The organism is Pseudomonas sp. PGPPP1, from assembly GCF_002255865.1.
Lineage (GTDB): Bacteria > Pseudomonadota > Gammaproteobacteria > Pseudomonadales > Pseudomonadaceae > Aquipseudomonas > Aquipseudomonas cremoris.
In genome coordinates this window covers 62,311-82,497 of sequence record NZ_NKIG01000005.1, presented here as the reverse complement: position 1 = coordinate 82,497, position 20,187 = coordinate 62,311, and the positions used below count along the sequence as shown (strand labels likewise).

The window sequence follows — 20,187 nt, the reverse complement described above, 5'->3', positions numbered from 1 at the left end:
AAAACGCTGTTAATGCGAATAGATCGCAGTTTCAAGCACTACACGGATGGGCCGCAGGTTTACCTCACCTTTCTTTGCAAAATTTTTTATTTATTGCGCCTGGATACGGAACCCCATGCGTGGGAAGTGCACGTGCACGGTGCCAGCGCGTTCGTCGGTACGGCGCAGGATCAGCTCTTCGCGCCCGGCAAACAGCAGTTCGCCAGCGACGGGGTCGGTGCCATAGTCCGTGGCCGAAATGGTCACGTGCTGTCCCACTTTGAAGCCATTCAAGTCTTCAAAGACTTCATCGGGCAACACCGCGGGGCTCGCGTTGCGCGCGACGTCCAACGCTTGCTCGGCGCTCATCTGGGTGAAGGTGCCATGACCAAAACCCAGCACGCGATCCAACCAGGCAGCCACAGCAGGATAAGCATCCACCAACGGTGCGGTCACCGACGAGCCTTTGAGGAACCATAAAGGATGGGCTAGGGAAAAGTCGGCAATCGAAGGCTCACCGAACAGGAAGTCCCCCGCCTGGTGCCGCAATTGTTGATCGATGCGGCTGACGATGGCCGGCCATTGGTGCAGGGCCTGGTCCAGTTGCACGCGTGCCGCCGTGCCGCCGCTGAACAATTTGCTGCGGTCTGCCACCAGCACCTGGATCATTTCCGCTGGCACTTTGGCGAACTTGACCGCCAGGGATTCGGGCTGGAATACCAGCGCCACGGCATGGGAAAACACCACAGAATCCGCCCAGGCGGCGAAGCCCTGGGTGACCAGTTCCAAGCCTTGGGGAAACAGCGCGGGGGCGGATTTTTCCTGCTCCAGGCGGCGGGCGATCAACGCTGTGTCGCAGTAGATGTCGGCGCCGACTTGCAGCACTGGGGTCTTGCGATAGCCGCCAGTCAGGGGCATCAGGTCTGGCTTGGGCATCACCGGTGCGATATGCACCGAGCGCCAGGACAAGCCTTTGAAGCCCAGCAACAGGCGGGCTTTTTCAGCAAAAGGGGACTGCGGGTAATGGTGGAGGATTAACTCAGACATGCCAGGCTCCGCTTCAGAAGTGAGCCGCTAGCTTAGCCTGCAAACCCGAAAATGGGGCCGATGGGAACCCATCAGTCAAATCAATGAACCACTCGCCGCCAGGCACTCCTTGGCGCTTTTCTTCAATTTCTTGATCAGCCGCTCCTGGCGCAGCGCCTCGCCCTTGCTCGCGCATTGCTCGGTGTACACCAACGCCACCGCCGGGCTGGACAGGAAAAACCGCGCGCCTTTGCCGCTCTGGTGAGTGGCAAAACGGCGCACCGGGTCATTGCTGATGCCGCAGTAGAGCGAGCCGTTGGCGGCGCGAACCAGGTAGACGAACCAGGGTTTTGGGTCTGGCGTGCTCACTCAACGGCTGGCCTGGAATGCCTTTAAACCGCGCAACGCCTGGCTGCGCACGGCGTTTTTCACCAACGGTGTCCAGCCCAGCAACAGCCCCTTGGTGCCCAATGCCTGACGCGACCAGCGCCACAGGTCGAAGCTGTCGTGATGCTCACTGATCTTGCCATCGCGAAACACAAAACGTGCCTGGATATCGTTGACCACCGTGTTACCGGTGGCACTGAACAAATAGGTGGCAACCCAATGCGCACTGCCGCCGCGCTCATCGCTGCGCACGCTGTCGAACGTCAGGGAGAAGTCCTTGGCGCGTGTGGTGAGCATGCGCCACATATCACCGGCGTCGCGCCCGCGCAGTTCGCCGAAGGCCGGGTCGCTGAACACCACATCCTTGGTGTAGCAAGCGGCCATGGCTTCGGCGTCCAGGCGCTGGAACGCCTGGTAGAACTCGGTGATCAGGGCGTCGTGGACGTCACTCATGGGCAGGCTCCGCAGTCCATTGGTATCAGTAGGCCTGCACGATAATACTCGCTGGCGCGCAAGGCTATGACCATTCACCTTGAAAATATTCACGATGCTGTTTTACGACCACTGCCGGCCAAGACACTCGTTCCACGTCACGCAATTAAGCAACAACAAATATCAACAGCGTTTCAAACTAAGGCACCATTCCGTTTTCACGCGCATAGGTAAACAAATCAACATCAGTTGAAATGCACAAACGGCTCATCGCGGTACTTTTTTGTTTACTGATAGTGGAAATACTTCGGTTGACCCGCGCCGCTATCTGGCTCACGGTCATGCCACTGGCAAGCATGCGTACCACTTCCCGTTCCTTGCCGGAAAGTTGCGGTGTTTCGGTAGTTTGGGTCACGGAGGCCATATCCAATTGCAGTCGCAGGCATTCACTGACAAACGTCTTGCCTTGCATCACGGTTTTCAGCGCCTGGGGTAACTCTCGAGCCGAGGCGCTTTTGGCAACTATCGCCCGCGCGCCGTGAGAAAACGCCGCACGCAACGTCGCCACATTGGCGAACATAGTCACCAGGATCACCGGCACCTTGGGGTACTGACGGTTCAGCAGACCCAGCAAACTGTAACCATCGGCCTGCTGATCACCGGGCATGGCGAAGTCTGTGACGATCACATCACACGCCGTATTCGCCACCAGATCCAATAATTGATCGGGCCCATTGGCTTCGCCCACGACCTTGCAACTGCCCGTCGCTTCAATCACCACTTTTTGCCCCACCCGGACAATAGGGTGGTCATCGGCAATAATTACGCGAAACATTGTTTTATCCATGATGGCAATTTGAGTTCCCGCAAAATACCTCGCAAAGATTCCAGCAACAACTGGTAATAACCAGGCGGATTTCCCCTACACCCTTGTTTCATGAGCGATGAACTTATACCTACAGAACAAAAAGAAAATACATACAGAAAAGTACTACAGCACAGATAGATAAATTCCTTCAAAACTAACTCATAGATCGGCGAGACGTTGCAGATACTCTTCAATGTCCTGCTGGAACTGCTCTAGCTCCCTGGCCCGTAGTGCGACTCCGCACTGGTTGACCTGAGTGATCAACTCAATGGCGCGCGGCTCCAGATCGGTCGTCCCCAGGAACGCGACACTCCCTACCAGACGGTGCAGGCGATGTGCCGTCTCGGCAGTGTCCAGGCGAGCCCGCGCCAGGATCAGCGCAGTGAGATCGGCATAAGCTTCCTGCAACAGATTGAACAGCATGGACTCCACCACCTCCCATGCGCCAAAAGCCGCGATCAAGCTATTACGGCTGGGTTGGCTGTGTCGCCAACGCGTCGGCACGGGGTTGTGACCGGACACCGGATTACTCAACCAGTACTGCAACACGTCGTGCAATTGTTCCAACGACAGCGGTTTGACCAACCAGGCATCCATGCCACTCGCCTTGCACAGCCGGACATCGTCCAAGGTGAGGCTCCCGCTCAGGGCAATCACCGGAATACCGCAATGGCCGGCTTGCTGCTCACGGCGACGGATTTCCCGGGTCAGCGCATAGCCATCCATTACCGGCATGCGGCAATCGCTGATGACCAGGTCAAACCGCTGCGCGGTCATCGCCTGTACAGCGAGCAGACCGTTTTCGCAGGCTTGATGGGCTACCCCAAGCCTTTCCAACAAGGTGCTCAGCAGTAATCGGTACATGCGATGGTCATCGACCACCAGCACCCTGGCGTGCTGCCAATCAAGAGAGGGGGGAGCAGAAGGATTGCCCGGCATAAACGACCTCCTGCAGAGCGAGCAGCTCACCAGGTTGCCAACCGCAGGCAAGGCGTCGCTCGAAGTTGTCTCCACTCGAAAAGAATAGCGGGAATGGGATGGTTGAACAGCGCAAAAAAATATCCGAACGGTTGCAGTGTGGCGATACAACAACTACGAGAACTCGCCTTTTCCAGCAGGCACATCGCACGTGTTACAGCCATTTGCCCACGGCTCTGCCTGCCGCTTTGATTCTCGTATTTATTGCATTTCCCAGGTCATGTCCCGGCGCTAAATTCGCCACCGTTCCAGGCACATAGAAGGCGCGACCGGTCAGTTCCAATACCAATAACCCCTGACCGGCCAGCGCACTGCCTGGGCACTGCCTGCTTGCACATCATCCTGAGGAACACCCATGAAACCCGCTTTTTTTGCATGCGCTGCTGCCTGCCTAATGACCTGCACATCGGCCCTCCAGGCCGCCAGCAGCATCGACCTGTCCGTCACCGGCGTGATCACCCCGAGTGCGTGCACACCGAGTCTGAGTGACGGTGGGAAAGTCGACTTTGGCAAGATTGCGGCAAAGGACCTGTCTGTCGACCTCCCCACCGAGCTCCCCGACGTCACGCTCAAGTTAAGCGTGAATTGCGACGCCAAGACGTTGTTTGCCCTGCACGGTCGGGACAACCGTCGAGGCTCGTCGATCTATTCCGCCTTGTCCGAATACTACGGTCTCGGGCTGATCAACGGCGACCAGAAGCTGGGCGCCTATCGGATCGGCGTATACAACCCGGTCGCGGACACCGCCGTGTACCCCCTGTTCTCCTTCGACTATGGCAAAACCTGGCTGGTCAACTCGTCAGGCAGCTATATGGGCCACGAGTACTGGAATGCCTTCGGCCTCGTCATGGACACGCCGATTGCGCTGAAGAACGTCACGGTCGACCTGCTGATAGCCACCGACATTGCACCCGCCAAGAACCTGACCCTTACCGAGGAAGTACCGCTGGACGGCAGCGCCACGGTGGACGTGGTGTACCTCTAACCCTCCCATCCCCCACACGGACTTGTGCCCATGGATAAACACACCCCTGCTGCTTTTGCTTTGCTGCTCGCGGCATGCGCTCCCGCCGCTTTCGCCGCCAGCACCACGGACCTGGCCGTCACCGGCATCATTACTCCCAGTTCCTGCACACCCTCGCTGTCAGACGGCGGTGTGGTTGACCACGGCAAGTTGAGCGCCAGGGACCTGGACCCAGTGCTGCCCACTCGCTTGCAAACCGGTGAAATGCACCTGGAAGTGCATTGCGAAGGCGCGACGCTGTTCACCCTGACCACGGTGGATAACCGTGCGGGCACTGCCGCCATCAACCCGCGCTCCATGCACGGCCTGGGGATGGTCAATGATGACCAAAAACTCGGGGCGGTGTCCTTCGGGGTGTTTGAAGCGGTGGCCGACAACGCACCGGTACAAACCATCATGTCCCGTGACGGCGGCACCACCTGGGGCCCGTCCTCCTACTTGGGCCACGCCGCGTTGACCGCCTTCACCACGGGCGGCGTTCCGCACACCCCAATGGCGCTGCAAGACCTGAGCGCCCGCCTGCGGGCCTTCACGGTGATTGCCCCGGCAGGCGACCTGAGCCTGCTGGATGAACTGCCTATCGATGGTCACGCCACGTTGCAGCTCAAGTACTGGTAACCCGACCTCTTAACCTTCCCGGAGAGACACTATGAACAACCACCTCAAGCCCCTGATCGCGACGCTGCTACTGGCCGGCAGTGCCAGCGCATTTGCCGCCTCCAGCGTCGACCTGACCGTCAAAGGCCTGATCACTCCCAGCGCCTGTGAACCCACTCTGTCCAATGGCGGTTCGGTGGACTACGGAAAGATTTCTGCCAAGGACCTGAACGCGGCAACACCTACCTTTCTTGACGCACAGTCCGTGCAATTAACGGTTACGTGTGACGCCGCCACGTTGATGGCGCTGGAAAGCAAGGACAACCGCGAAGGTTCCGACTACAACAATGACCTGATGGAGTTCGGCCTGGGGCTGATCAATGGAACTGAAAAGCTCGGCGCCATGACCTTGCGTGTGAGGTCGCCCGTCGCTGATGGCATCGCAGCCCGCACCATTGGCTCCGATGACGGTGGTTCGACCTGGTTCGTCGAGCGCTACCTGATGCGCAATATCCTGTTATCGGTAGCCGATGCCACCACCGTGACCCCGATGCCGGTGCAACTGTTGACCTCTGAACTCGACATCCAGCCGGTGATTGCTCCCACCAGCCAATTGACCCTGAACAACGAAGTGGCCATCGACGGTTCCGTGACCGTCACGGTTCGCTACTTGTAACCCCTGAACACTCTCTCTTCTAAGGATTCCAACCGCTATGTTCCCCCTATCCCGTCTCGTACTCGCGTCGCTGATGCTGACTGCCACCCATGCTGCAATGGCCGCCTCCAGCGTCGACCTGACCGTCACCGGCCTGATTACCCCGAGCGCCTGTACCCCCAGCATGTCCGGTGGGACAACCGTCGATTTCGGCAAGATTTCCGCCAAGGACCTCAACGCCGATCCCCTCCAGCCGACTCAACTTGAAACCCGTTCCAAACCCATTGTGATCACCTGCGAGGCCGCCACGCTAGTCGCGTTTCAAGGTACGGACAACCGCGCTGGCTCGGACTACGGCGGAAACGGCAGGCAATACGGCCTGGGCTTCGTCAACGGCACTGAAAAGCTCGGCGACTATATGCTCAGTTTGAAAAACATCACCGCCGACGGTGTCGCTGGCCGCGCCATTAACTCCGCCAACAATGGATCGAGCTGGCAACTTTCGACGGCAATGCGTCCGAACTACCTGATATCAGTCGCCGACAGCACCGCCGTGGCCCCCATTCCGGTGACCGTGCTCACAGGTGACCTGGAACTGGACACCTACATTTCCCCTACCAGCGAACTGACGATGGGTAGCGAATTAACGATGGACGGCTCGGCCACCCTGACCGTGCGTTACCTCTAACTCTCAGGTCGGCGGGCCCCAGGGCTCGCCGCTCGCTCTTGCCATCTGCCAAGGGTGTGCCGCTACCTCGGCACTCGGTGAACACCTGCCATGAAGAACATGACGTTCCCTATGCTTGCCTTGCTTTATCTGCTCAACACCACGTCGTTGGTCCTGGCTTCTTCCAGCGCAGTGCTCAACGTCACGGGCCTGATTACGCCCAGCGCCTGCGAGGTGAGACTGTCGGACAACGGCATCGTCGACCATGGAATGGTCCCGGCACGCAGCCTCAATCAATACGAGTTCAGTGCACTGCCGATGCGGCCACTGGACCTGAGCGTGAGCTGCAATGAACCGGTGTTGTTTGTACTGGTAGGTGTCGACAACCGGGCGAACTCGTCCCTCGGGCCCGGCTTTTATTACGGCTTGGGCAACAACGTGCATGCACCAAGCGAACGCCTCGGCACTGTCTCCCTAGCCATCCGCAACGCGACCGCCGACGGCCAGCCAGCGCTGGTCCTGGCCTCCAGCAATCAGGGCCAGACCTGGTTCCCCGAGTCCAATGCGTACCCCGACAACTTCATGGGTTTTGCCAAGCCCGGCACCTTGATACCTGAAGCTCATCGTTTGTTGAACGCCACCTTGATCATCAACACCTCGATCAATGCCGCCGCGTTCCTGACTCTCAACCAAGAAGTGCCGCTCGACGGCTCCATCGTGCTCGACCTGAGGTATATGTAGCTATGCAAACCTTCCCTGGTTTTCCTTTTCGCCTGCTCATGGGCGCGCTCGTTTTATTACTCTCCTCCCACACGCTCGCCGACGGCATGGTGCCCGACACCTCTGTGGTGATCGTGCATGAAGCCGACGGCGAGGCATCGGTGTCGGTGACCAACACTGACACCAAGCTCGCCCTGCTGCACGTCACGCTGGAAGATATTCCGGAAGACCCTAAGTCGCTGCTGTTTGTCACGCCGCCACTGTCGAGGGTCGAGCCGTCCAAGAGCCAACTGGTGCGGTTCATCCTGCAGTCCCCCGAACCCTTGACCACACAACGCCTGAAACGGGTGATTTTCGAAGGCATGCCCCAAGGCCGTTCGGAGACCCAGGCCGGGCATGCGCGGGTGGGCGTGACCGTACGCCAGAACCTGCCCGTGATTATTCACCCCAAAGGTCTGGCCCCCAACCGAACGCCGTGGGAAGGCTTGGCCTGGAACCTGAAGAGCCAGCAACTGAGCGTGCATAACCCAACACCCTACGTCGTACGCCTTGCCCAGGAACTGCGCCTATTACCAGGGGACGGTTCGGCGTTGTTGCCACGCACCTATGTGCTACCCGGCGAAACCCTCACCGTGGCCACCAACACTACAGCGGCCACTCAGGTTCAACTGCAACCGGCCACCGTGTATGGCTTTGCGGTAGAGCCCTACGTTGCGCCACTGAACCTGTAAACACGCCCTAATAACGAAGTGGCCTCATTGAAGGCCGCCAGGACGCCTGGCAGCACGCCCCGCCTCCAACACTGAGTACGACCTTGTGAGCACAGTTATGACTGACCGCGACGGCAACGCCATGCCTGTCGTTTCACCTTGCCGCACCCTTCTCGCAGGGTTGGCAATGACCCTCGGCACCCTTTGGCCTGGCAGTGAAGCGTTGGCAGATGAGGCGACGAGAGCCGGCTCTTTCGACCCGCAAACCCTCGCCCAGCGCGGCATCGACCCGGAGCTGGCAAACCTGCTGCTGGACGCACCGCGCTTTACTGCTGGCCGCCATGCCGTGAACCTCAACGTCAACGGCCAGCGACGAGGTCGAGTGAACATCGCGATCGATCAACACGGCGACCTGTGTTTCGACCAAGCCTTGCTCGACACTGGCAATCTGGTGGTGCCTGGCACGGATGCTCCGTGCCAGGCCTTTCTCGCACGCTATCCGCAGACCGTCATCGAGCAAGACCCAGCGGCCCTGAACCTGGCCCTCGTGGTACCTACCGACGCCCTGCGCCCGACGGTACAGGACGTGTCGGGCTACCAGAGCGGCGGCTTCGCGGGTTTACTCAACTACGACCTGACAGGCCTGCATAACGAATACGCAGACGGCAGCAACCGCTTCGGCTCAGCCAATACCGAGGTGGGCTTCAACGCCGGAGACTGGATCGTGCGCAGCCGCCAGGTGCAGACCTGGCAGGACAAAGTCTCGCGCACGACCCACCTCGACGCCTACGCCCAGCGCACCTTCGCCGAGCAACAGGCGGTGTTCCAGACGGGCCAGATCAGCCTTTACAACCCGGTGCTGGCCGGCACGCAGATCACCGGTGCCCAGGTCCTCACCGAAACCGCCTTGCAGGACCAGAACCAGGGCGCAACCATCGATGGTATCGCCAACAGCCCGGCCCAGGTGGAGGTGCGCCAGAACGGCGCGTTGATTCACTCCACAGTGGTGCCCGCCGGGCCGTTTTCGCTGAGCGATGTACGCCGCCTCAACAGTCGTTCCGACGTGCAAGTGACGGTCAAGGAAAGCACCGGTGAAGAGCGGCGCTTTACCGTACCGGCGGCCATGCTCGGTCTTGGCTTGCCCGCGCCGGGTTATTCGGTGGCGGCCGGGCGCGTGCGCAAGATCGGCGACAGTGATGGCGCCGAGCCCTGGGTGGTCAGCGGTGGCTGGAGTGGCGCACTGCACCCGCAAGTGAGCCTGGGCGGCGGTGTGCTGGCGGCTGATGAATACCGTGCAGCCGGCGTGAACCTGGGCTGGCTACCCTGGCAGGACAGTCAGGTGCAGTTCGGTTTCCAGGGCGCCCAGGCCACTCGGGTCGGCAATGAACAGGGCGTGCAAACCGACTTGTCGTGGGCTCAGCGGGTGACCACCAACTGGGCGGTCACCACAGCGGCGTCGTGGCGCTCCCTGGGGTATCGCGACCTGGAGGAATCGACCTATGGCACCTATACCCGTGAACAGGAACGCTCGCGTTATCGCGACCAACAAAGTGTTACCGCGTCCTGGGCAAGCCCTTCGTGGGGGGCCTTCAGCGCCGGGGTTTCGCGCTCGGCTTCTTATGCCGGTTTCAGCAGCAGCCGGGCGCTGGCGTCATGGGGCACATCATTTGGCGGGGTGTCGATTTCCGCCAGTGCCGAGTGGCAGGTGGGCGGTCGCCAGCAAAGCGACGACAGCATCTACCTGAACATCAGCCTGCCCCTGGGCGAGAACCGACGCGGTCGCGCGTGGGCCCGCAATACCGGTGGCGAACACCGCCTTGGCTTGGGAATGGGCGAACAGATCAACGACCAATTGAGTTACCGCGTGGGCGTGGAGCGAGACAGCCGGGACCGCGAAGTGGAGTCATCGGTAGGCGTGTCGGCGCTGCCGTACTACAGCCAACTGGACTTCAACTACACCCGCTCCGACAAGGACCGCTCCAGCTACCAGGGCGGTGCCCGTGGCGGCGTGGTGGTGCATGGCGACGGCGTGACGTTCTCGCCGTACCCGGTGCGCGACACCTTTGCGGTGATGTCAGTGGGCGACATGGCCGGGATCAAACTTTCCACCCCAAGCGGCCCGGTATGGACCGACTGGCAAGGCCGGGCCGTGGCGCCACAACTCGCCGCCTATGGCCGCAGTCCGGTAGAGGTGCAAACCCGCTCGCTGCCACGCAACGCCGACATCAGCAATGGCATGGCCGTCCTGACGCCAGGACGCGGTGCCGTAGACAAGGTGGAGTTCGGCGTCAGCATGACCCGCCGCGCATTGCTCAGCGTGACCACCACCGACGGCCAACCGTTGCCGCGTGGCGCGGCAGTGAGCACGGACAGCGGTGAGTTCGTGACCCTGGTCCAGGAAGGCAGTCAGGTGTTCCTGCCCAACGTGCTGGATGAGCGCCCTTTGTGGATCAAGGCGCCAAACCAACCGCGCTGCCTGTTGCGCTACGCGCTGCCAAAAAATGGCGACCCCGACCAGTACTTCGAAACCGCACCCGCCAAGTGTGTGCAGCCATGAGGACAATCACCATGAAACCTGCCGTGTTGTCACTGGCAATCCTGTTGTTCAGCGTCGCTGCCAACGCAGACGAATGCCAGTTGAACCTCAGTGAAAGCCGCCTGGATTTCGGCCTGATGAACCGCGCAGTGGCGCTGGTGCCGAGTGCCGAACGCCTGCTGGGGGAGCGGCGTGTAAGTCTTACCTTGAACTGTCCGCACCCTGTCGACATGAGCCTGTTCTACAGAGGGCTGGGAGCAGGGGCAGAACGGTTTCGCTTTACCGAACGCGGCAGCTACGGGTTGCAGGTACGTGACGCCATGCTGGACGGCCAGGCCGTGGAACTCGGTCTGATTGCCGGCAGCGGCCAGCAACCGATTGCGACAGCGACGGCACTGGCATGGCGGCCCGAGCACGGCATCGTGCCCCTGCGTGGCGGCGTACCGGTTACAGGGCGCAACCTGTCGGTGCAGATCGACGCCAGCGCCTGGGCCAGTGAAGACGCATCACGGGTCCGTGACGCGGTCACTTGGGAAACCAGCGGCCTGTTCGACGCCCCCGGCACCGGACGCTCGCGGGAAGTGAACCTGCTCGCCCGCTTCGCCCCGGCGGCATGCACGCCCAGCCTGTCCAACGGCGGCAACGTGAACCTGGGCAAGCTGTCGGTGATCGACCTCAACCTGCTACAGGAAACCACACTGCCTCCCCGCCAAACCGAACTCAGCGTGACCTGCGACGCGCCCACCGCTTTTGCCGTGAGTATGCAGGACAACCGCCAAGGCTCAGCCACCGGCAACGCCGACGACAGCACGTACGGACTGGGACTGGACGCCAGGCAACAGAAGATCGGCCGCTATCGGCTGATCTTTGACCCGGCACGGATCAGAGCGGACAACTTCACACAGGTCTACCGCACCGACTCCGCCACAGGTGGAATGCCTTGGAGCGGTGCCAGTTCCGGCCCAATAGCCGTGGCAGCCAACCGATACCTGGGTTTCAGCGCGAATGCCGGCAGCATCAGCGGCCCTAGCGCCATCCAAAACCTCAGCGCCACATTGAATCTGGAGACGGTAGTGGCCCCCTTGGGCTCACTCGATTTAGGCAGTGAGGTGCGGCTCGACGGCTCGGCCACCCTGGAAATCAATTACCTTTGAGAACACTTCGATGAAAACAATTCTGACGTCCCTGACCGCACTTTCACTGCTGACCGCCATTCCATTCGCCCACGCCGCATCCAGTGTCGACCTGCATGTCACCGGAAAGATCACGCCCAGCGCTTGCGAACCAAGCCTGTCCAATGGCGGCGTGCATGACCTCGGCAAGATTGCCGCCAAGGACCTGAATGTCGATCAACCCACCCCACTTCCCGTTCAGAACCTGCAACTGACGATCACCTGCGAAGGTTCAACGCTGGTGGCTCTGAAGCCGTCGGATAACCGTTCGGGCTCGCATTTCGATAGCGAAAGTCCGCTCAAATTCGGCCTTGGCCTGGTCAATGGCAATGAAAAGGTTGGCAGCATGATCTTGAACCTGCTGTCGATCACGGCGGATGGGGTCCAGATGTACCCGATCGGTTCTGCGCCAGGAGCCTCGTGGAGCCCGACGAGCATCCTGTCGCCGACGTTCCTGACCTCGTTCACTGTCACGCGCAGCACTCCTGATCTGGCGCCGGACCCGATCCAGCGTCTGAGCGCAGACCTACAGATCACACCAAGAATCGCCCCCGCCAACACGCTGACCCTGACCAAGGAAGTGCCTATCGACGGCTCGGCCACCCTCGAAATCAACTACCTCTAGGAGCCCGCATGAAACATACACTGATTGTTTTGATTCTTCTTTCAGGCGCTGCCCAAGCCGCCTCCACCGTAGAACTCACCGTTACGGGCCTGATCACACCCATGGCCTGCACACCTGTGTTGTCCAGTGACGGAAGGGTGGACTTCGGCAAAATTTCCCAGAAAGACCTCAACCAGGCCACAGGCACTCGCCTGCCGCTCAAGTACCTGACACTGACTGTCAGTTGCAACGCCGCCGGTCGTTACGCCCTGCGCATGCGCGATAACCGTGACGGCACGGCCCACGTCAACAGTGAGATTTACTACGGACTGGGTCTGGACAAGAGCGGCAACAAAATCGGCGTGTACTCGGTGAGTTTCGACCCCAAGCAGACCGTGGTTGATGACCTGCCGCAGGTCTACGGCACCGAATCCACAACCGGCGGCGTGGCGTGGCGCACGTCCAACACCAACCCCATCGATATCGGCTCACGTAGTTTGCTCGGTTTTACCGATGTGGTCGGCAGCACCGCCGGGCCCTCGGCGATCCAGACCCTGAGCAGTACCTTGAAGCTGGAAGCAGTGATCAACGCCAAGCAGAACCTGGACTTGAGCACCGATACGCCCATGGACGGGTCCGCCACGCTGGAGGTGGTCTACCTCTAGGCCTCAGACCTTCTCGCTGCGTACGTCCACGTAGAGCGCCCGGCCTGCCCCCAGGCCAGCCACGATGGCGCCGAGGCCAAGCACCGCGAAAATCCAGCCCACAGCGGCCCAGCCGCCGGTCCAGTCATGCACCAGGCCGACGGCGAATGGGCCCATGGACGCCAGGGTGTAACCGATGCCCTGGGCCATGCTCGACAGGTTGGCTGCCACGTGCGAGTCCCGCGAGCGCAGCACAATCAAGGTCAGCGCCAGGCTGAACGTACCGCCCTGCCCCAACCCCAACAGGATCGCCCAGCCCCACAAACCGTCGAGCGGCGCATACAGGCAACCGAACAGACCGCCGAGGGTCAGCACCATCACCACCACGATCGCCAGGCGCTGGTCCTTGCCGCGCGTAGCCAGCCAAGGGGCAGCAAGGGAGCTGGCCAACTGCACGATAATCGAACCGGACAGCACCAACCCCGCCTCGGTAGCACTTAGGCCGCGACCGATCAGGATCGACGGCATCCAGCCAAACACAATGTAGGCCAGGGACGATTGCAGGCCCATGTACAAGGTCACCTGCCAGGCCAGCGGGTCACGTAGTAAGCCTTTTACTCGATAGGCAACGTGATGGGCGCCGTGCTTTTGCCCAACCTGCGGGAGCCAGAACAGCGCTGCCACCAGTGCCGGCAGAATCCAGAAGCCCAGGCCAATGGCCCAACTGTCACCGAAGTGCTGGCTCAGCGGCACCGTGGAACCCGCCGCCAGCGCCGCACCCAGGCACAACGCCATGGTGTAGACACCGGTCATGGTGCCCGCCTGCTTGGCAAAGTCGCGCTTGACGATACCCGGCAGCAGCACACCGATGATGCCAATGCTGGCACCTGCGATCAGGCTGCCGGCGAACAGTCCGACTTCACCGAATGAACTGCGCAGGATGATGCCCGCTGCCAGTGTCAGCAGAATCCCCAGCACCACGCGTTCGGCGCCAAAGCGGCGGGCCAGGATCGGTGCAGTCGGCGCAAACAGCCCCAGGCACAGCACCGGCAAGGTTGTCAGCAGACCGGCCTTGGCCGCCGACAAACCGAGGCTGTTGGACACCTCGCTCAGCAAGGGCGACATGCTCGACAACGCGGGGCGCAGGTTCAACGCCACCAGGATCAGGCCCAGCAATAACAGCCAAGGCCGATTGATTGCGGGAGGGCTGTGCTGCACCACCTCATCGTCGGCTTCGGCGTCGATCAACAGTTCTTCAAGCTTGGTTTCAGGGTTCATTGATCAACTGCCGGCAGAGGGATTTGGCGTGTTCCGGGTCTTGGTGTTCCACGGCTTCGAGCAGGGCGATATGCAGGTCGAACACCGCCTGGCGGCGCGGGGTAATGTTCAAGGTCTGCCGCAACTGGGCGCCGACGATGGCGGAAAAGTACTGGTACAACTCGCTCAACGCCGGGTTGTGTGCCGCGTCCACCAGGCGTTTGTGGAACACCAGATCAGCATCGATGTAAGCCTCCAGGTCGCCGTGGTACAGCTCGGCGCTAGCGTCGAGGGCTTCACGTAATCCGTTGAGATCTTCCTCGGTACGGCGCAACGCCGCGAGGCTGATCGCCTCCACTTCCAGGATCTGCCGCGTCTCCAGTGCCTGTTCCAAAGTGCAATGGGACAACGCCCGCATCGTGCCCAGTGGATCAGTCATCGAACGCAGATAACTGCCATCGCCCTGGCGGATTTCAATCAACCCGGAGAACGCCAGTACGCGCATGGCCTCACGCACGGTGTTGCGGCTGATGCCCAACTCGGCGGACAGCTCAGGCTCGGTGGGCAGGCGTTCGCCGATAGCCCACACGCCCTGGCTGATGCGCAGGCGCAATTGCTCCAGGGCTTGGTCCACCAGGGAGCGTTTGATCAGGGGGGCAATGTCTGTCATGGGTTTTGCGCTTTCGTCCAATCATAGGATGAATTTTCCTACAGCCTATTCGGAGTTGCTTACAAAGGCAACGCACTACGTTTCTTAGGCAGGAAAAGGAGCAGTATTTTCGATTGGTAAAATTACCCTCTGAGGGTAATTATTGGACTCAGGTGTCTTATGGAAAAGTACACACCTCACTACGATTTGGCGCTGGTTAAGGCTGAAGTCATCAGATCAGGTAGAAAGGCATTTACAGCAACTGCCTGGGAAGGCGCTCGACGACTCAAGATGGGCACCAGCCAAATGCAACAGATGGTCTGCGCCCTTGAAAAACCAATGCTGTACAAATCCATGACGACTTATTTAGACCATCGGGTATGGCAGGACGTTTACCTGATCAAGATTTACGGTACGGAGATTTACATCAAAGTGACTTACCGCCCAGGCGGAGGGCCTCCCGTAATCTCCTTCAAGGAGAAGAGCTTATGAAAACTCAGCAGTGTGTTAGCTGTGGAGCCCCAGATGGAATGCATCATTTCCAAGGGCGTACGTTTACCATCGAAACATCGGGGATGGTTCGACAGGTTCCAGACATCGCCGGGTGGGAATGCCAGGCGTGCCAGGAAGTTGAATTCGATCACGACGATGACAGCGCAGATCGTTATGGCGAAGCTTCCGATCAACTGCTGGTCGATGCACGTCAAATCATCGCAGCCGAAATGAAGCGAATCCGCCGCAAGCTGCACCTGACCCAAAAGCGCGCGGTGGAGCTATTGACCGGCCGCGGCCACAATGCATTTTCCCGCTACGAACGTGGCGAACTTTTCCCGCCACAGCCGCTGTTCACACTCATGCGTCTACTCGATAAACATCCACACCTACTGGCTGAAATCCAGGCGCTCAATGTCGGCGACGACCTGAACCGCTTGCTCACGGCAAAAGATCAGCAACAACTGGCAACTCAAGCGTCAGCATAAAAACCAGCAGGCAAAAATAAACCCGGCACAGGGCCGGGTTTATTTATTCACACATCGATCAATGCAAAATCTGGCTCAAGAACAACTTGGTCCGGTCATTCTGCGGGTTGTCGAAGAAGTCATTCGGCGCTGCCTGCTCGACGATTTCCCCCTTGTCCATGAAGATCACGCGGTTGGCCACGGTGCGCGCAAAGCCCATTTCGTGGGTTACGCACAGCATGGTCATGCCGTCTTCGGCCAGGCCGATCATGGTGTCGAGTACTTCCTTCACCATTTCCGGGTCGAGTGCCGAGGTCGGCTCGTCGAACAGCATGATTTTTGGCTTCATGCACAACGCACGGGCAATCGCCACACGCTGCTGCTGGCCGCCAGACAGTTGCCCCGGAAACTTGTGGGCCTGCTCCGGAATGCGCACGCGCTCCAGGTAGTGCATGGCGATTTCTTCGGCCTTGCGCTTGGGCATCTTGCGCACCCACATCGGTGCCAGCGTGCAGTTCTGCAGGATGGTCAGGTGCGGGAACAGGTTGAAGTGCTGGAACACCATGCCGACTTCGCGGCGGATCGCTTCGATCTGCTTGAGGTCGTTGGTCAGTTCCACGCCATCCACCACGATGCGGCCTTGCTGGTGTTCTTCCAGGCGGTTGAGGCAACGGATGGTGGTGGACTTGCCCGAACCCGACGGGCCGCACAGCACGATACGCTCGCCCTGCTTGACGTTGAGGTTGATGTCTTTCAACACGTGGAACTGGCCGTACCACTTGTTGACGCCCTGCATCTGGATAATGCCTTCAGGGCTCACAGGCTGTTTGATCGCTTCGCTCATAACAACAACTCCTAACGCTTGTGGCCTGTGTCGAGCTTGTGTTCCAAATGAATGGAATAGCGCGACATACCAAAACAGAAAATCCAGAACACCAGGGCCGCGAACACATAGCCTTCGGTGGCCATGCCCAACCATTTCGGGTCGGCGGCGGCTTGCTTGACGCTGTTGAGCAGGTCGAACAGGCCGATGATGATCACCAGGCTGGTGTCCTTGAACAGCGCGATAAACGTGTTGACGATGCCCGGGATCACCAGCTTCAAGGCTTGCGGCAGAATCACCAGGCCCATGCTGCGCCAGTAACCCAAACCCATCGCGGCAGCCGCTTCGTACTGGCCCTTGGGAATCGCCTGCAAGCCACCACGCACCACCTCAGCCACATAGGCCGACTGGAACAGGATCACGCCGATCAAGGCGCGCAGCAATTTGTCGATGCCCATGCCTTCGGGCAGGAACAACGGCAACATCACCGATGACATGAACAGCACGGTGATCAACGGCACGCCACGCCAGAACTCGATGAAGGTCACGCAAATGACCCGAATCGCCGGCATGTTCGAGCGCCGCCCCAGTGCCAACACAATGCCCAACGGCAAGGCGCCGGCGATACCGACGGTGGCGATCACCAGGGTCAGCATCAAGCCGCCCCATTGGCTGGTTGCCACGTTGGTCAGGCCGAAGATCCCACCGTGCAGCAAGAAGTAGGCAATGATCGGGTACAGCACCAGAAAGCCCAGGCCGTAGACCGCCTTGCGCTGGAAGCGCGAGATGAACAACGGCGCCACGCCCACAATGGCCAGCCACACGGTCAGGTCCACGCGCCAGCGCAGGTCGCCGGGGTAGTAGCCGTACATGAACTGCCCGAAACGCTGCTGGATAAACACCCAGCAGGCGCCTTCCTTGGTGCAATCGGCGCGCGTGGTGCCAACCCAGTTGGCGTCCAGGATCGCCCAATGCAGGATCGGCGGCACCACCAGGTACACCAGGTAAAACGCGAACAACGTCAGCAGGGTGTTGAGCCAACTGGAAAACAGGTTGGCGCGCATCCATGCCACTGGGCCGAAGACTTTGCTCGGCGGCGGCATATCAGGTTTGAAAGTATGCGTACTCATGCGTGTTTCCTCACCGCTCGATCAGCGCAATGCGCTTGTTGTACCAGTTCATCAGCAGCGAAATGCTGATGCTGATCGCCAGGTACACGCTCATGGTGATGGCAATGACTTCGATGGCCTGGCCGGTCTGGTTGAGCACCGTGCCGGCAAACAACGAAACCATTTCCGGGTAACCGATACCGGCCGCCAGGGACGAGTTTTTCGCCAGGTTCAGGTATTGGCTGGTCAGCGGCGGAATGATCACCCGCAGGGCTTGCGGGATGATGACCTTACGCAGCGTCGGCCCAGGGCGCAGGCCCAGGGAGCGTGCGGCTTCGGTCTGGCCGTGGCTGACGGACTTGATGCCCGAACGCACGATCTCGGCAATAAACGCTGCCGTGTAGACGGTAAGCGCCAGGGTCAGTGCCAGCAGCTCAGGGATCAATACCCAGCCGCCGACAAAGTTGAAGCCTTGCAGCTTCGGCATTTCCCAGTGCAGCGGTGCACCGAAGATCAAGGCACACAACGCCGGGATCACAATGAACAGCGCAAGGCCGGTCCAGAATTTATGGAACGGGACACCGGTTGCTTCGAAGCGTTTGTTGGCCCAACGCGCCATCAGCACGATTGCCACGATGGCAACCACAATGCTGACCACAAACGGCCAGAACCCATCAGCGGCAATCGCTGCCGGCATGTTCAGGCCACGGCTGCTGACAAAGAAGGTATCGCCGAAGTTATGGCTGTTGCGCGGCCCCGGCATGGTCAGGAACACCGCGAAATACCAGAACAGGATTTGCAGCAACGGTGGAATGTTGCGGAACACTTCCACGTACACGGTCGCCAGCTTGTTGATCATCCAATTAGGCGACAAACGGGCCACGCCGATGATGAAACCCAGCAGGGTCGCCAGGATCACGCCAATCACGGTGACCAGCAAGGTGTTGAGCAGGCCGATCACAAAGACGCGGGCATAGCTGTCCGACTCGGTGTAATCGATCAAATGCTGCGCGATGCCGAAGCCGGCACTGCGTTCAAGAAAGTCGAAACCCGAGGTAATGCCCCGGTGTTGAAGGTTGGTCTGGGTATTGTCGAAGAGGTACCAGCCCAGCGAGACCACCGCCACAATCGTGATGATCTGGAAGAGCCACGCACGCACTTTGGGATCGCTGAAGCTGAGCTTCTGCTTTGGTGCGCCGATTTGATTTTGCATGAAGTGCCCCGGAAAGAATGGAACAGAACATCACCCGGCGGTTGGCCCACCGGGTGACAGAACCATCAGCGATCAGCGCACAGGTGGTGCGTATTGAATGCCGCCGTTGTTCCACAGTGCGTTCAGGCCACGGTCGATTTCCAGCGGGGTGCTCTTGCCCAGGTTGCGCTCGAACATTTCACCGTAGTTACCGACTTGCTTGACGATCTGTACGACCCAGTCTTTCTTCACTTTCAGGTCTTTGCCGTATTCGCCGTCAGCACCCAGCAGACGGGCTACGTCCGGGTTCTTGGTGGACTTGGCTTCAGCTTCTACGTTCTTCGACGTGATACCGGCTTCTTCAGCGTTGAGCATGGCGTAGCCCACCCAGCGCACGATGGCCAGCCACTCGTCGTCGCCGTTACGCACGACCGGGCCCAGTGGCTCCTTGGAGATGGTTTCCGGCAGAACCACGTAGTCCTTCGGCGAGGCCAGCTTGCTGCGCTGGGCGAACAGTTGGGACTTGTCGGAGGTCAGCACGTCGCAACGACCGGATTCCAGCGACTTGGCGCTTTCGTCGGAGGTGTCGAAGGTGATCGGGGTGTACTTGAGGTTGTTGGCGCGGAAGTAGTCGGAAACGTTCAGCTCGGTAGTGGTACCGGCCTGGATGCAGATGGTTGCACCGTCCAGTTCCTTGGCACTTTTCACGCCCAGCTTGTTGTTTACCAGGAAGCCAATACCGTCGTAGTAGGTAATGAAGCCTGGGAATTTCAGGCCCATGCCAGCGTCGCGGGAGCTGGTCATGGTGGTGTTACGGGACAGGATGTCGACTTCGCCCGATTGAAGCGCGGTGAAACGCTCCTTGGCGTTCAACTGGCTGAATTTGACCTTGGTCGCGTCGCCGAAAACGGCAGCAGCTACAGCGCGGCACACGTCAGCGTCGATCCCCAGGATCTTGCCGCTGGCATCCGGTACCGAGAAACCCGGCAGGCCGTCACTCACGCCACATTGCACAAAGCCTTTCTTCTGCACGGCATCCAGGGTGGCGCCGGCTTGGGCGAAACCGCTGACACCCAGTACAGCCGCCGCAGTCACGATGGCCAGGGTGGATTTCAATACCTTCATTCAAACCTCCAGTTGCTCTTGTTGTGTCGGAGCTCGAACCTCAGCGCACCCTTATGAGGCGATATCGACCCGTG

General features: G+C 59.9%; 23 protein-coding genes. 12 read left to right on the top strand and 11 right to left on the bottom strand.

What is annotated here, in order from left to right; genetic code table 11:
- Nucleotides 1–90 precede the first annotated feature (90 nt).
- The 5 genes from CFE47_RS09015 to CFE47_RS08995 all read right to left on the bottom strand — a co-directional run bounded on the left by CFE47_RS09015 (nucleotide 91) and on the right by CFE47_RS08995 (nucleotide 3,631).
- Nucleotides 91–1,026, bottom strand: coding sequence for a glutathione S-transferase family protein (locus CFE47_RS09015; protein ID WP_286836337.1), 936 nt, complete (start codon nucleotides 1,024–1,026; stop codon nucleotides 91–93).
- A gap of 75 nt (nucleotides 1,027–1,101) precedes the next feature.
- Nucleotides 1,102–1,374: a GIY-YIG nuclease family protein gene (locus tag CFE47_RS09010; protein ID WP_286836336.1), complete on the bottom strand. Its 273-nt coding sequence runs from the start codon at nucleotides 1,372–1,374 to the stop codon at nucleotides 1,102–1,104.
- On the bottom strand, nucleotides 1,375–1,845 hold the full coding sequence (locus CFE47_RS09005) for a nuclear transport factor 2 family protein (RefSeq protein ID WP_286836335.1): 471 nt from the start codon (nucleotides 1,843–1,845) through the stop codon (nucleotides 1,375–1,377).
- A gap of 178 nt (nucleotides 1,846–2,023) precedes the next feature.
- Nucleotides 2,024–2,659, bottom strand: a complete 636-nt coding sequence (locus CFE47_RS09000) for a response regulator (RefSeq protein ID WP_286836334.1) — start codon at nucleotides 2,657–2,659, stop codon at nucleotides 2,024–2,026.
- A gap of 192 nt (nucleotides 2,660–2,851) precedes the next feature.
- Complete coding sequence (locus CFE47_RS08995; protein WP_286836333.1) at nucleotides 2,852–3,631, bottom strand: response regulator; 780 nt, start codon at nucleotides 3,629–3,631, stop codon at nucleotides 2,852–2,854.
- Between the two features lie 394 nt (nucleotides 3,632–4,025).
- Between CFE47_RS08995 and CFE47_RS08990 the strand changes: the two genes are divergently transcribed.
- The 10 genes from CFE47_RS08990 to CFE47_RS08945 all read left to right on the top strand — a co-directional run bounded on the left by CFE47_RS08990 (nucleotide 4,026) and on the right by CFE47_RS08945 (nucleotide 13,020).
- Nucleotides 4,026–4,655 carry a DUF1120 domain-containing protein gene (locus tag CFE47_RS08990; protein WP_286836332.1) on the top strand — a complete coding sequence of 210 codons (630 nt, stop codon included), beginning with the start codon at nucleotides 4,026–4,028 and terminating at the stop codon, nucleotides 4,653–4,655.
- A 30-nt stretch (nucleotides 4,656–4,685) separates the two neighbouring features.
- Complete coding sequence (locus tag CFE47_RS08985) at nucleotides 4,686–5,312, top strand: DUF1120 domain-containing protein (RefSeq protein ID WP_286836331.1); 627 nt, start codon at nucleotides 4,686–4,688, stop codon at nucleotides 5,310–5,312.
- 31 nt (nucleotides 5,313–5,343) lie between these two features.
- On the top strand, nucleotides 5,344–5,967 hold the full coding sequence (locus tag CFE47_RS08980) for a DUF1120 domain-containing protein (protein WP_286836330.1): 624 nt from the start codon (nucleotides 5,344–5,346) through the stop codon (nucleotides 5,965–5,967).
- 73 nt (nucleotides 5,968–6,040) lie between these two features.
- Nucleotides 6,041–6,634 (top strand): DUF1120 domain-containing protein, encoded by a 594-nt coding sequence (locus CFE47_RS08975; RefSeq protein ID WP_286836329.1) that lies wholly within the window; start codon nucleotides 6,041–6,043, stop codon nucleotides 6,632–6,634.
- 99 nt (nucleotides 6,635–6,733) lie between these two features.
- Nucleotides 6,734–7,354: a DUF1120 domain-containing protein gene (locus tag CFE47_RS08970; RefSeq protein ID WP_286836328.1), complete on the top strand. Its 621-nt coding sequence runs from the start codon at nucleotides 6,734–6,736 to the stop codon at nucleotides 7,352–7,354.
- 2 nt (nucleotides 7,355–7,356) lie between these two features.
- Nucleotides 7,357–8,064: a fimbria/pilus chaperone family protein gene (locus CFE47_RS08965; RefSeq protein WP_502695458.1), complete on the top strand. Its 708-nt coding sequence runs from the start codon at nucleotides 7,357–7,359 to the stop codon at nucleotides 8,062–8,064.
- Nucleotides 8,065–8,161: 97 nt separating this feature from the next.
- The gene (locus CFE47_RS08960) at nucleotides 8,162–10,600 is read left to right on the top strand and encodes a fimbria/pilus outer membrane usher protein (RefSeq protein ID WP_286836327.1); all 2,439 of its coding nucleotides are present in this window, start codon (nucleotides 8,162–8,164) and stop codon (nucleotides 10,598–10,600) included.
- A gap of 11 nt (nucleotides 10,601–10,611) precedes the next feature.
- Entirely contained in the window at nucleotides 10,612–11,733 is a 1,122-nt protein-coding gene (locus CFE47_RS08955) for a DUF1120 domain-containing protein (protein ID WP_502695457.1), read from the top strand.
- Nucleotides 11,734–11,743: 10 nt separating this feature from the next.
- Nucleotides 11,744–12,376, top strand: coding sequence for a DUF1120 domain-containing protein (locus tag CFE47_RS08950; protein ID WP_286836326.1), 633 nt, complete (start codon nucleotides 11,744–11,746; stop codon nucleotides 12,374–12,376).
- 8 nt (nucleotides 12,377–12,384) lie between these two features.
- On the top strand, nucleotides 12,385–13,020 hold the full coding sequence (locus CFE47_RS08945; protein WP_286836325.1) for a DUF1120 domain-containing protein: 636 nt from the start codon (nucleotides 12,385–12,387) through the stop codon (nucleotides 13,018–13,020).
- A gap of 3 nt (nucleotides 13,021–13,023) precedes the next feature.
- Here CFE47_RS08945 and CFE47_RS08940 read toward each other — a convergent pair whose 3' ends face one another.
- Both CFE47_RS08940 and CFE47_RS08935 read right to left on the bottom strand, forming a co-directional pair.
- A complete protein-coding gene (locus CFE47_RS08940) occupies nucleotides 13,024–14,277 on the bottom strand; it encodes a CynX/NimT family MFS transporter (RefSeq protein ID WP_286836324.1) in 1,254 nt (417 codons plus the stop codon).
- On the bottom strand, nucleotides 14,267–14,926 hold the full coding sequence (locus CFE47_RS08935) for a FadR/GntR family transcriptional regulator (RefSeq protein WP_286836323.1): 660 nt from the start codon (nucleotides 14,924–14,926) through the stop codon (nucleotides 14,267–14,269). The genes CFE47_RS08940 and CFE47_RS08935 overlap by 11 nt, the downstream gene beginning before the upstream one ends.
- Nucleotides 14,927–15,085: 159 nt before the next feature.
- Between CFE47_RS08935 and CFE47_RS08930 the strand changes: the two genes are divergently transcribed.
- The gene (locus CFE47_RS08930; RefSeq protein WP_286836322.1) at nucleotides 15,086–15,397 is read left to right on the top strand and encodes a type II toxin-antitoxin system MqsR family toxin; all 312 of its coding nucleotides are present in this window, start codon (nucleotides 15,086–15,088) and stop codon (nucleotides 15,395–15,397) included.
- Nucleotides 15,394–15,885 carry a type II toxin-antitoxin system MqsA family antitoxin gene (locus tag CFE47_RS08925; RefSeq protein WP_286836321.1) on the top strand — a complete coding sequence of 164 codons (492 nt, stop codon included), beginning with the start codon at nucleotides 15,394–15,396 and terminating at the stop codon, nucleotides 15,883–15,885. Before CFE47_RS08930 ends, CFE47_RS08925 begins: the two co-directional genes overlap by 4 nt.
- Nucleotides 15,886–15,943: 58 nt before the next feature.
- Here CFE47_RS08925 and CFE47_RS08920 read toward each other — a convergent pair whose 3' ends face one another.
- The 4 genes from CFE47_RS08920 to CFE47_RS08905 all read right to left on the bottom strand — a co-directional run bounded on the left by CFE47_RS08920 (nucleotide 15,944) and on the right by CFE47_RS08905 (nucleotide 20,113).
- Nucleotides 15,944–16,708 (bottom strand): amino acid ABC transporter ATP-binding protein, encoded by a 765-nt coding sequence (locus CFE47_RS08920; protein WP_003171943.1) that lies wholly within the window; start codon nucleotides 16,706–16,708, stop codon nucleotides 15,944–15,946.
- Between the two features lie 11 nt (nucleotides 16,709–16,719).
- Complete coding sequence (locus CFE47_RS08915) at nucleotides 16,720–17,817, bottom strand: amino acid ABC transporter permease (RefSeq protein WP_185707818.1); 1,098 nt, start codon at nucleotides 17,815–17,817, stop codon at nucleotides 16,720–16,722.
- Nucleotides 17,818–17,827: 10 nt separating this feature from the next.
- Nucleotides 17,828–19,009, bottom strand: coding sequence for an amino acid ABC transporter permease (locus CFE47_RS08910; protein ID WP_185707820.1), 1,182 nt, complete (start codon nucleotides 19,007–19,009; stop codon nucleotides 17,828–17,830).
- 72 nt (nucleotides 19,010–19,081) lie between these two features.
- Nucleotides 19,082–20,113 (bottom strand): amino acid ABC transporter substrate-binding protein, encoded by a 1,032-nt coding sequence (locus CFE47_RS08905; protein ID WP_185707822.1) that lies wholly within the window; start codon nucleotides 20,111–20,113, stop codon nucleotides 19,082–19,084.
- Nucleotides 20,114–20,187 lie beyond the last annotated feature (74 nt).

Bases quoted from the DNA above. Each gene is read 5' to 3' on its own strand.
- CFE47_RS08915 (WP_185707818.1), bottom strand. From the start codon at position 17,817: ATGAGTACGCATACTTTCAAACCTGATATGCCGCCGCCGAGCAAAGTC.
- CFE47_RS08965 (WP_502695458.1), top strand. From the start codon at position 7,357: ATGCAAACCTTCCCTGGTTTTCCTTTTCGCCTGCTCATGGGCGCGCTC.
- CFE47_RS08985 (WP_286836331.1), top strand. From the start codon at position 4,686: ATGGATAAACACACCCCTGCTGCTTTTGCTTTGCTGCTCGCGGCATGC.
- CFE47_RS08970 (WP_286836328.1), top strand. From the start codon at position 6,734: ATGACGTTCCCTATGCTTGCCTTGCTTTATCTGCTCAACACCACGTCG.
- CFE47_RS09000 (WP_286836334.1), bottom strand. From the start codon at position 2,659: ATGTTTCGCGTAATTATTGCCGATGACCACCCTATTGTCCGGGTGGGG.
- CFE47_RS08955 (WP_502695457.1), top strand. From the start codon at position 10,612: ATGAAACCTGCCGTGTTGTCACTGGCAATCCTGTTGTTCAGCGTCGCT.
- CFE47_RS08960 (WP_286836327.1), top strand. From the start codon at position 8,162: ATGACTGACCGCGACGGCAACGCCATGCCTGTCGTTTCACCTTGCCGC.
- CFE47_RS08910 (WP_185707820.1), bottom strand. From the start codon at position 19,009: ATGCAAAATCAAATCGGCGCACCAAAGCAGAAGCTCAGCTTCAGCGAT.
- CFE47_RS08935 (WP_286836323.1), bottom strand. From the start codon at position 14,926: ATGACAGACATTGCCCCCCTGATCAAACGCTCCCTGGTGGACCAAGCC.
- CFE47_RS08975 (WP_286836329.1), top strand. From the start codon at position 6,041: ATGCTGACTGCCACCCATGCTGCAATGGCCGCCTCCAGCGTCGACCTG.
- CFE47_RS08930 (WP_286836322.1), top strand. From the start codon at position 15,086: ATGGAAAAGTACACACCTCACTACGATTTGGCGCTGGTTAAGGCTGAA.
- CFE47_RS08995 (WP_286836333.1), bottom strand. From the start codon at position 3,631: ATGCCGGGCAATCCTTCTGCTCCCCCCTCTCTTGATTGGCAGCACGCC.
- CFE47_RS08905 (WP_185707822.1), bottom strand. From the start codon at position 20,113: ATGAAGGTATTGAAATCCACCCTGGCCATCGTGACTGCGGCGGCTGTA.
- CFE47_RS08990 (WP_286836332.1), top strand. From the start codon at position 4,026: ATGAAACCCGCTTTTTTTGCATGCGCTGCTGCCTGCCTAATGACCTGC.
- CFE47_RS08925 (WP_286836321.1), top strand. From the start codon at position 15,394: ATGAAAACTCAGCAGTGTGTTAGCTGTGGAGCCCCAGATGGAATGCAT.
- CFE47_RS08980 (WP_286836330.1), top strand. From the start codon at position 5,344: ATGAACAACCACCTCAAGCCCCTGATCGCGACGCTGCTACTGGCCGGC.
- CFE47_RS08920 (WP_003171943.1), bottom strand. From the start codon at position 16,708: ATGAGCGAAGCGATCAAACAGCCTGTGAGCCCTGAAGGCATTATCCAG.
- CFE47_RS09005 (WP_286836335.1), bottom strand. From the start codon at position 1,845: ATGAGTGACGTCCACGACGCCCTGATCACCGAGTTCTACCAGGCGTTC.
- CFE47_RS08940 (WP_286836324.1), bottom strand. From the start codon at position 14,277: ATGAACCCTGAAACCAAGCTTGAAGAACTGTTGATCGACGCCGAAGCC.
- CFE47_RS08950 (WP_286836326.1), top strand. From the start codon at position 11,744: ATGAAAACAATTCTGACGTCCCTGACCGCACTTTCACTGCTGACCGCC.
- CFE47_RS09015 (WP_286836337.1), bottom strand. From the start codon at position 1,026: ATGTCTGAGTTAATCCTCCACCATTACCCGCAGTCCCCTTTTGCTGAA.
- CFE47_RS08945 (WP_286836325.1), top strand. From the start codon at position 12,385: ATGAAACATACACTGATTGTTTTGATTCTTCTTTCAGGCGCTGCCCAA.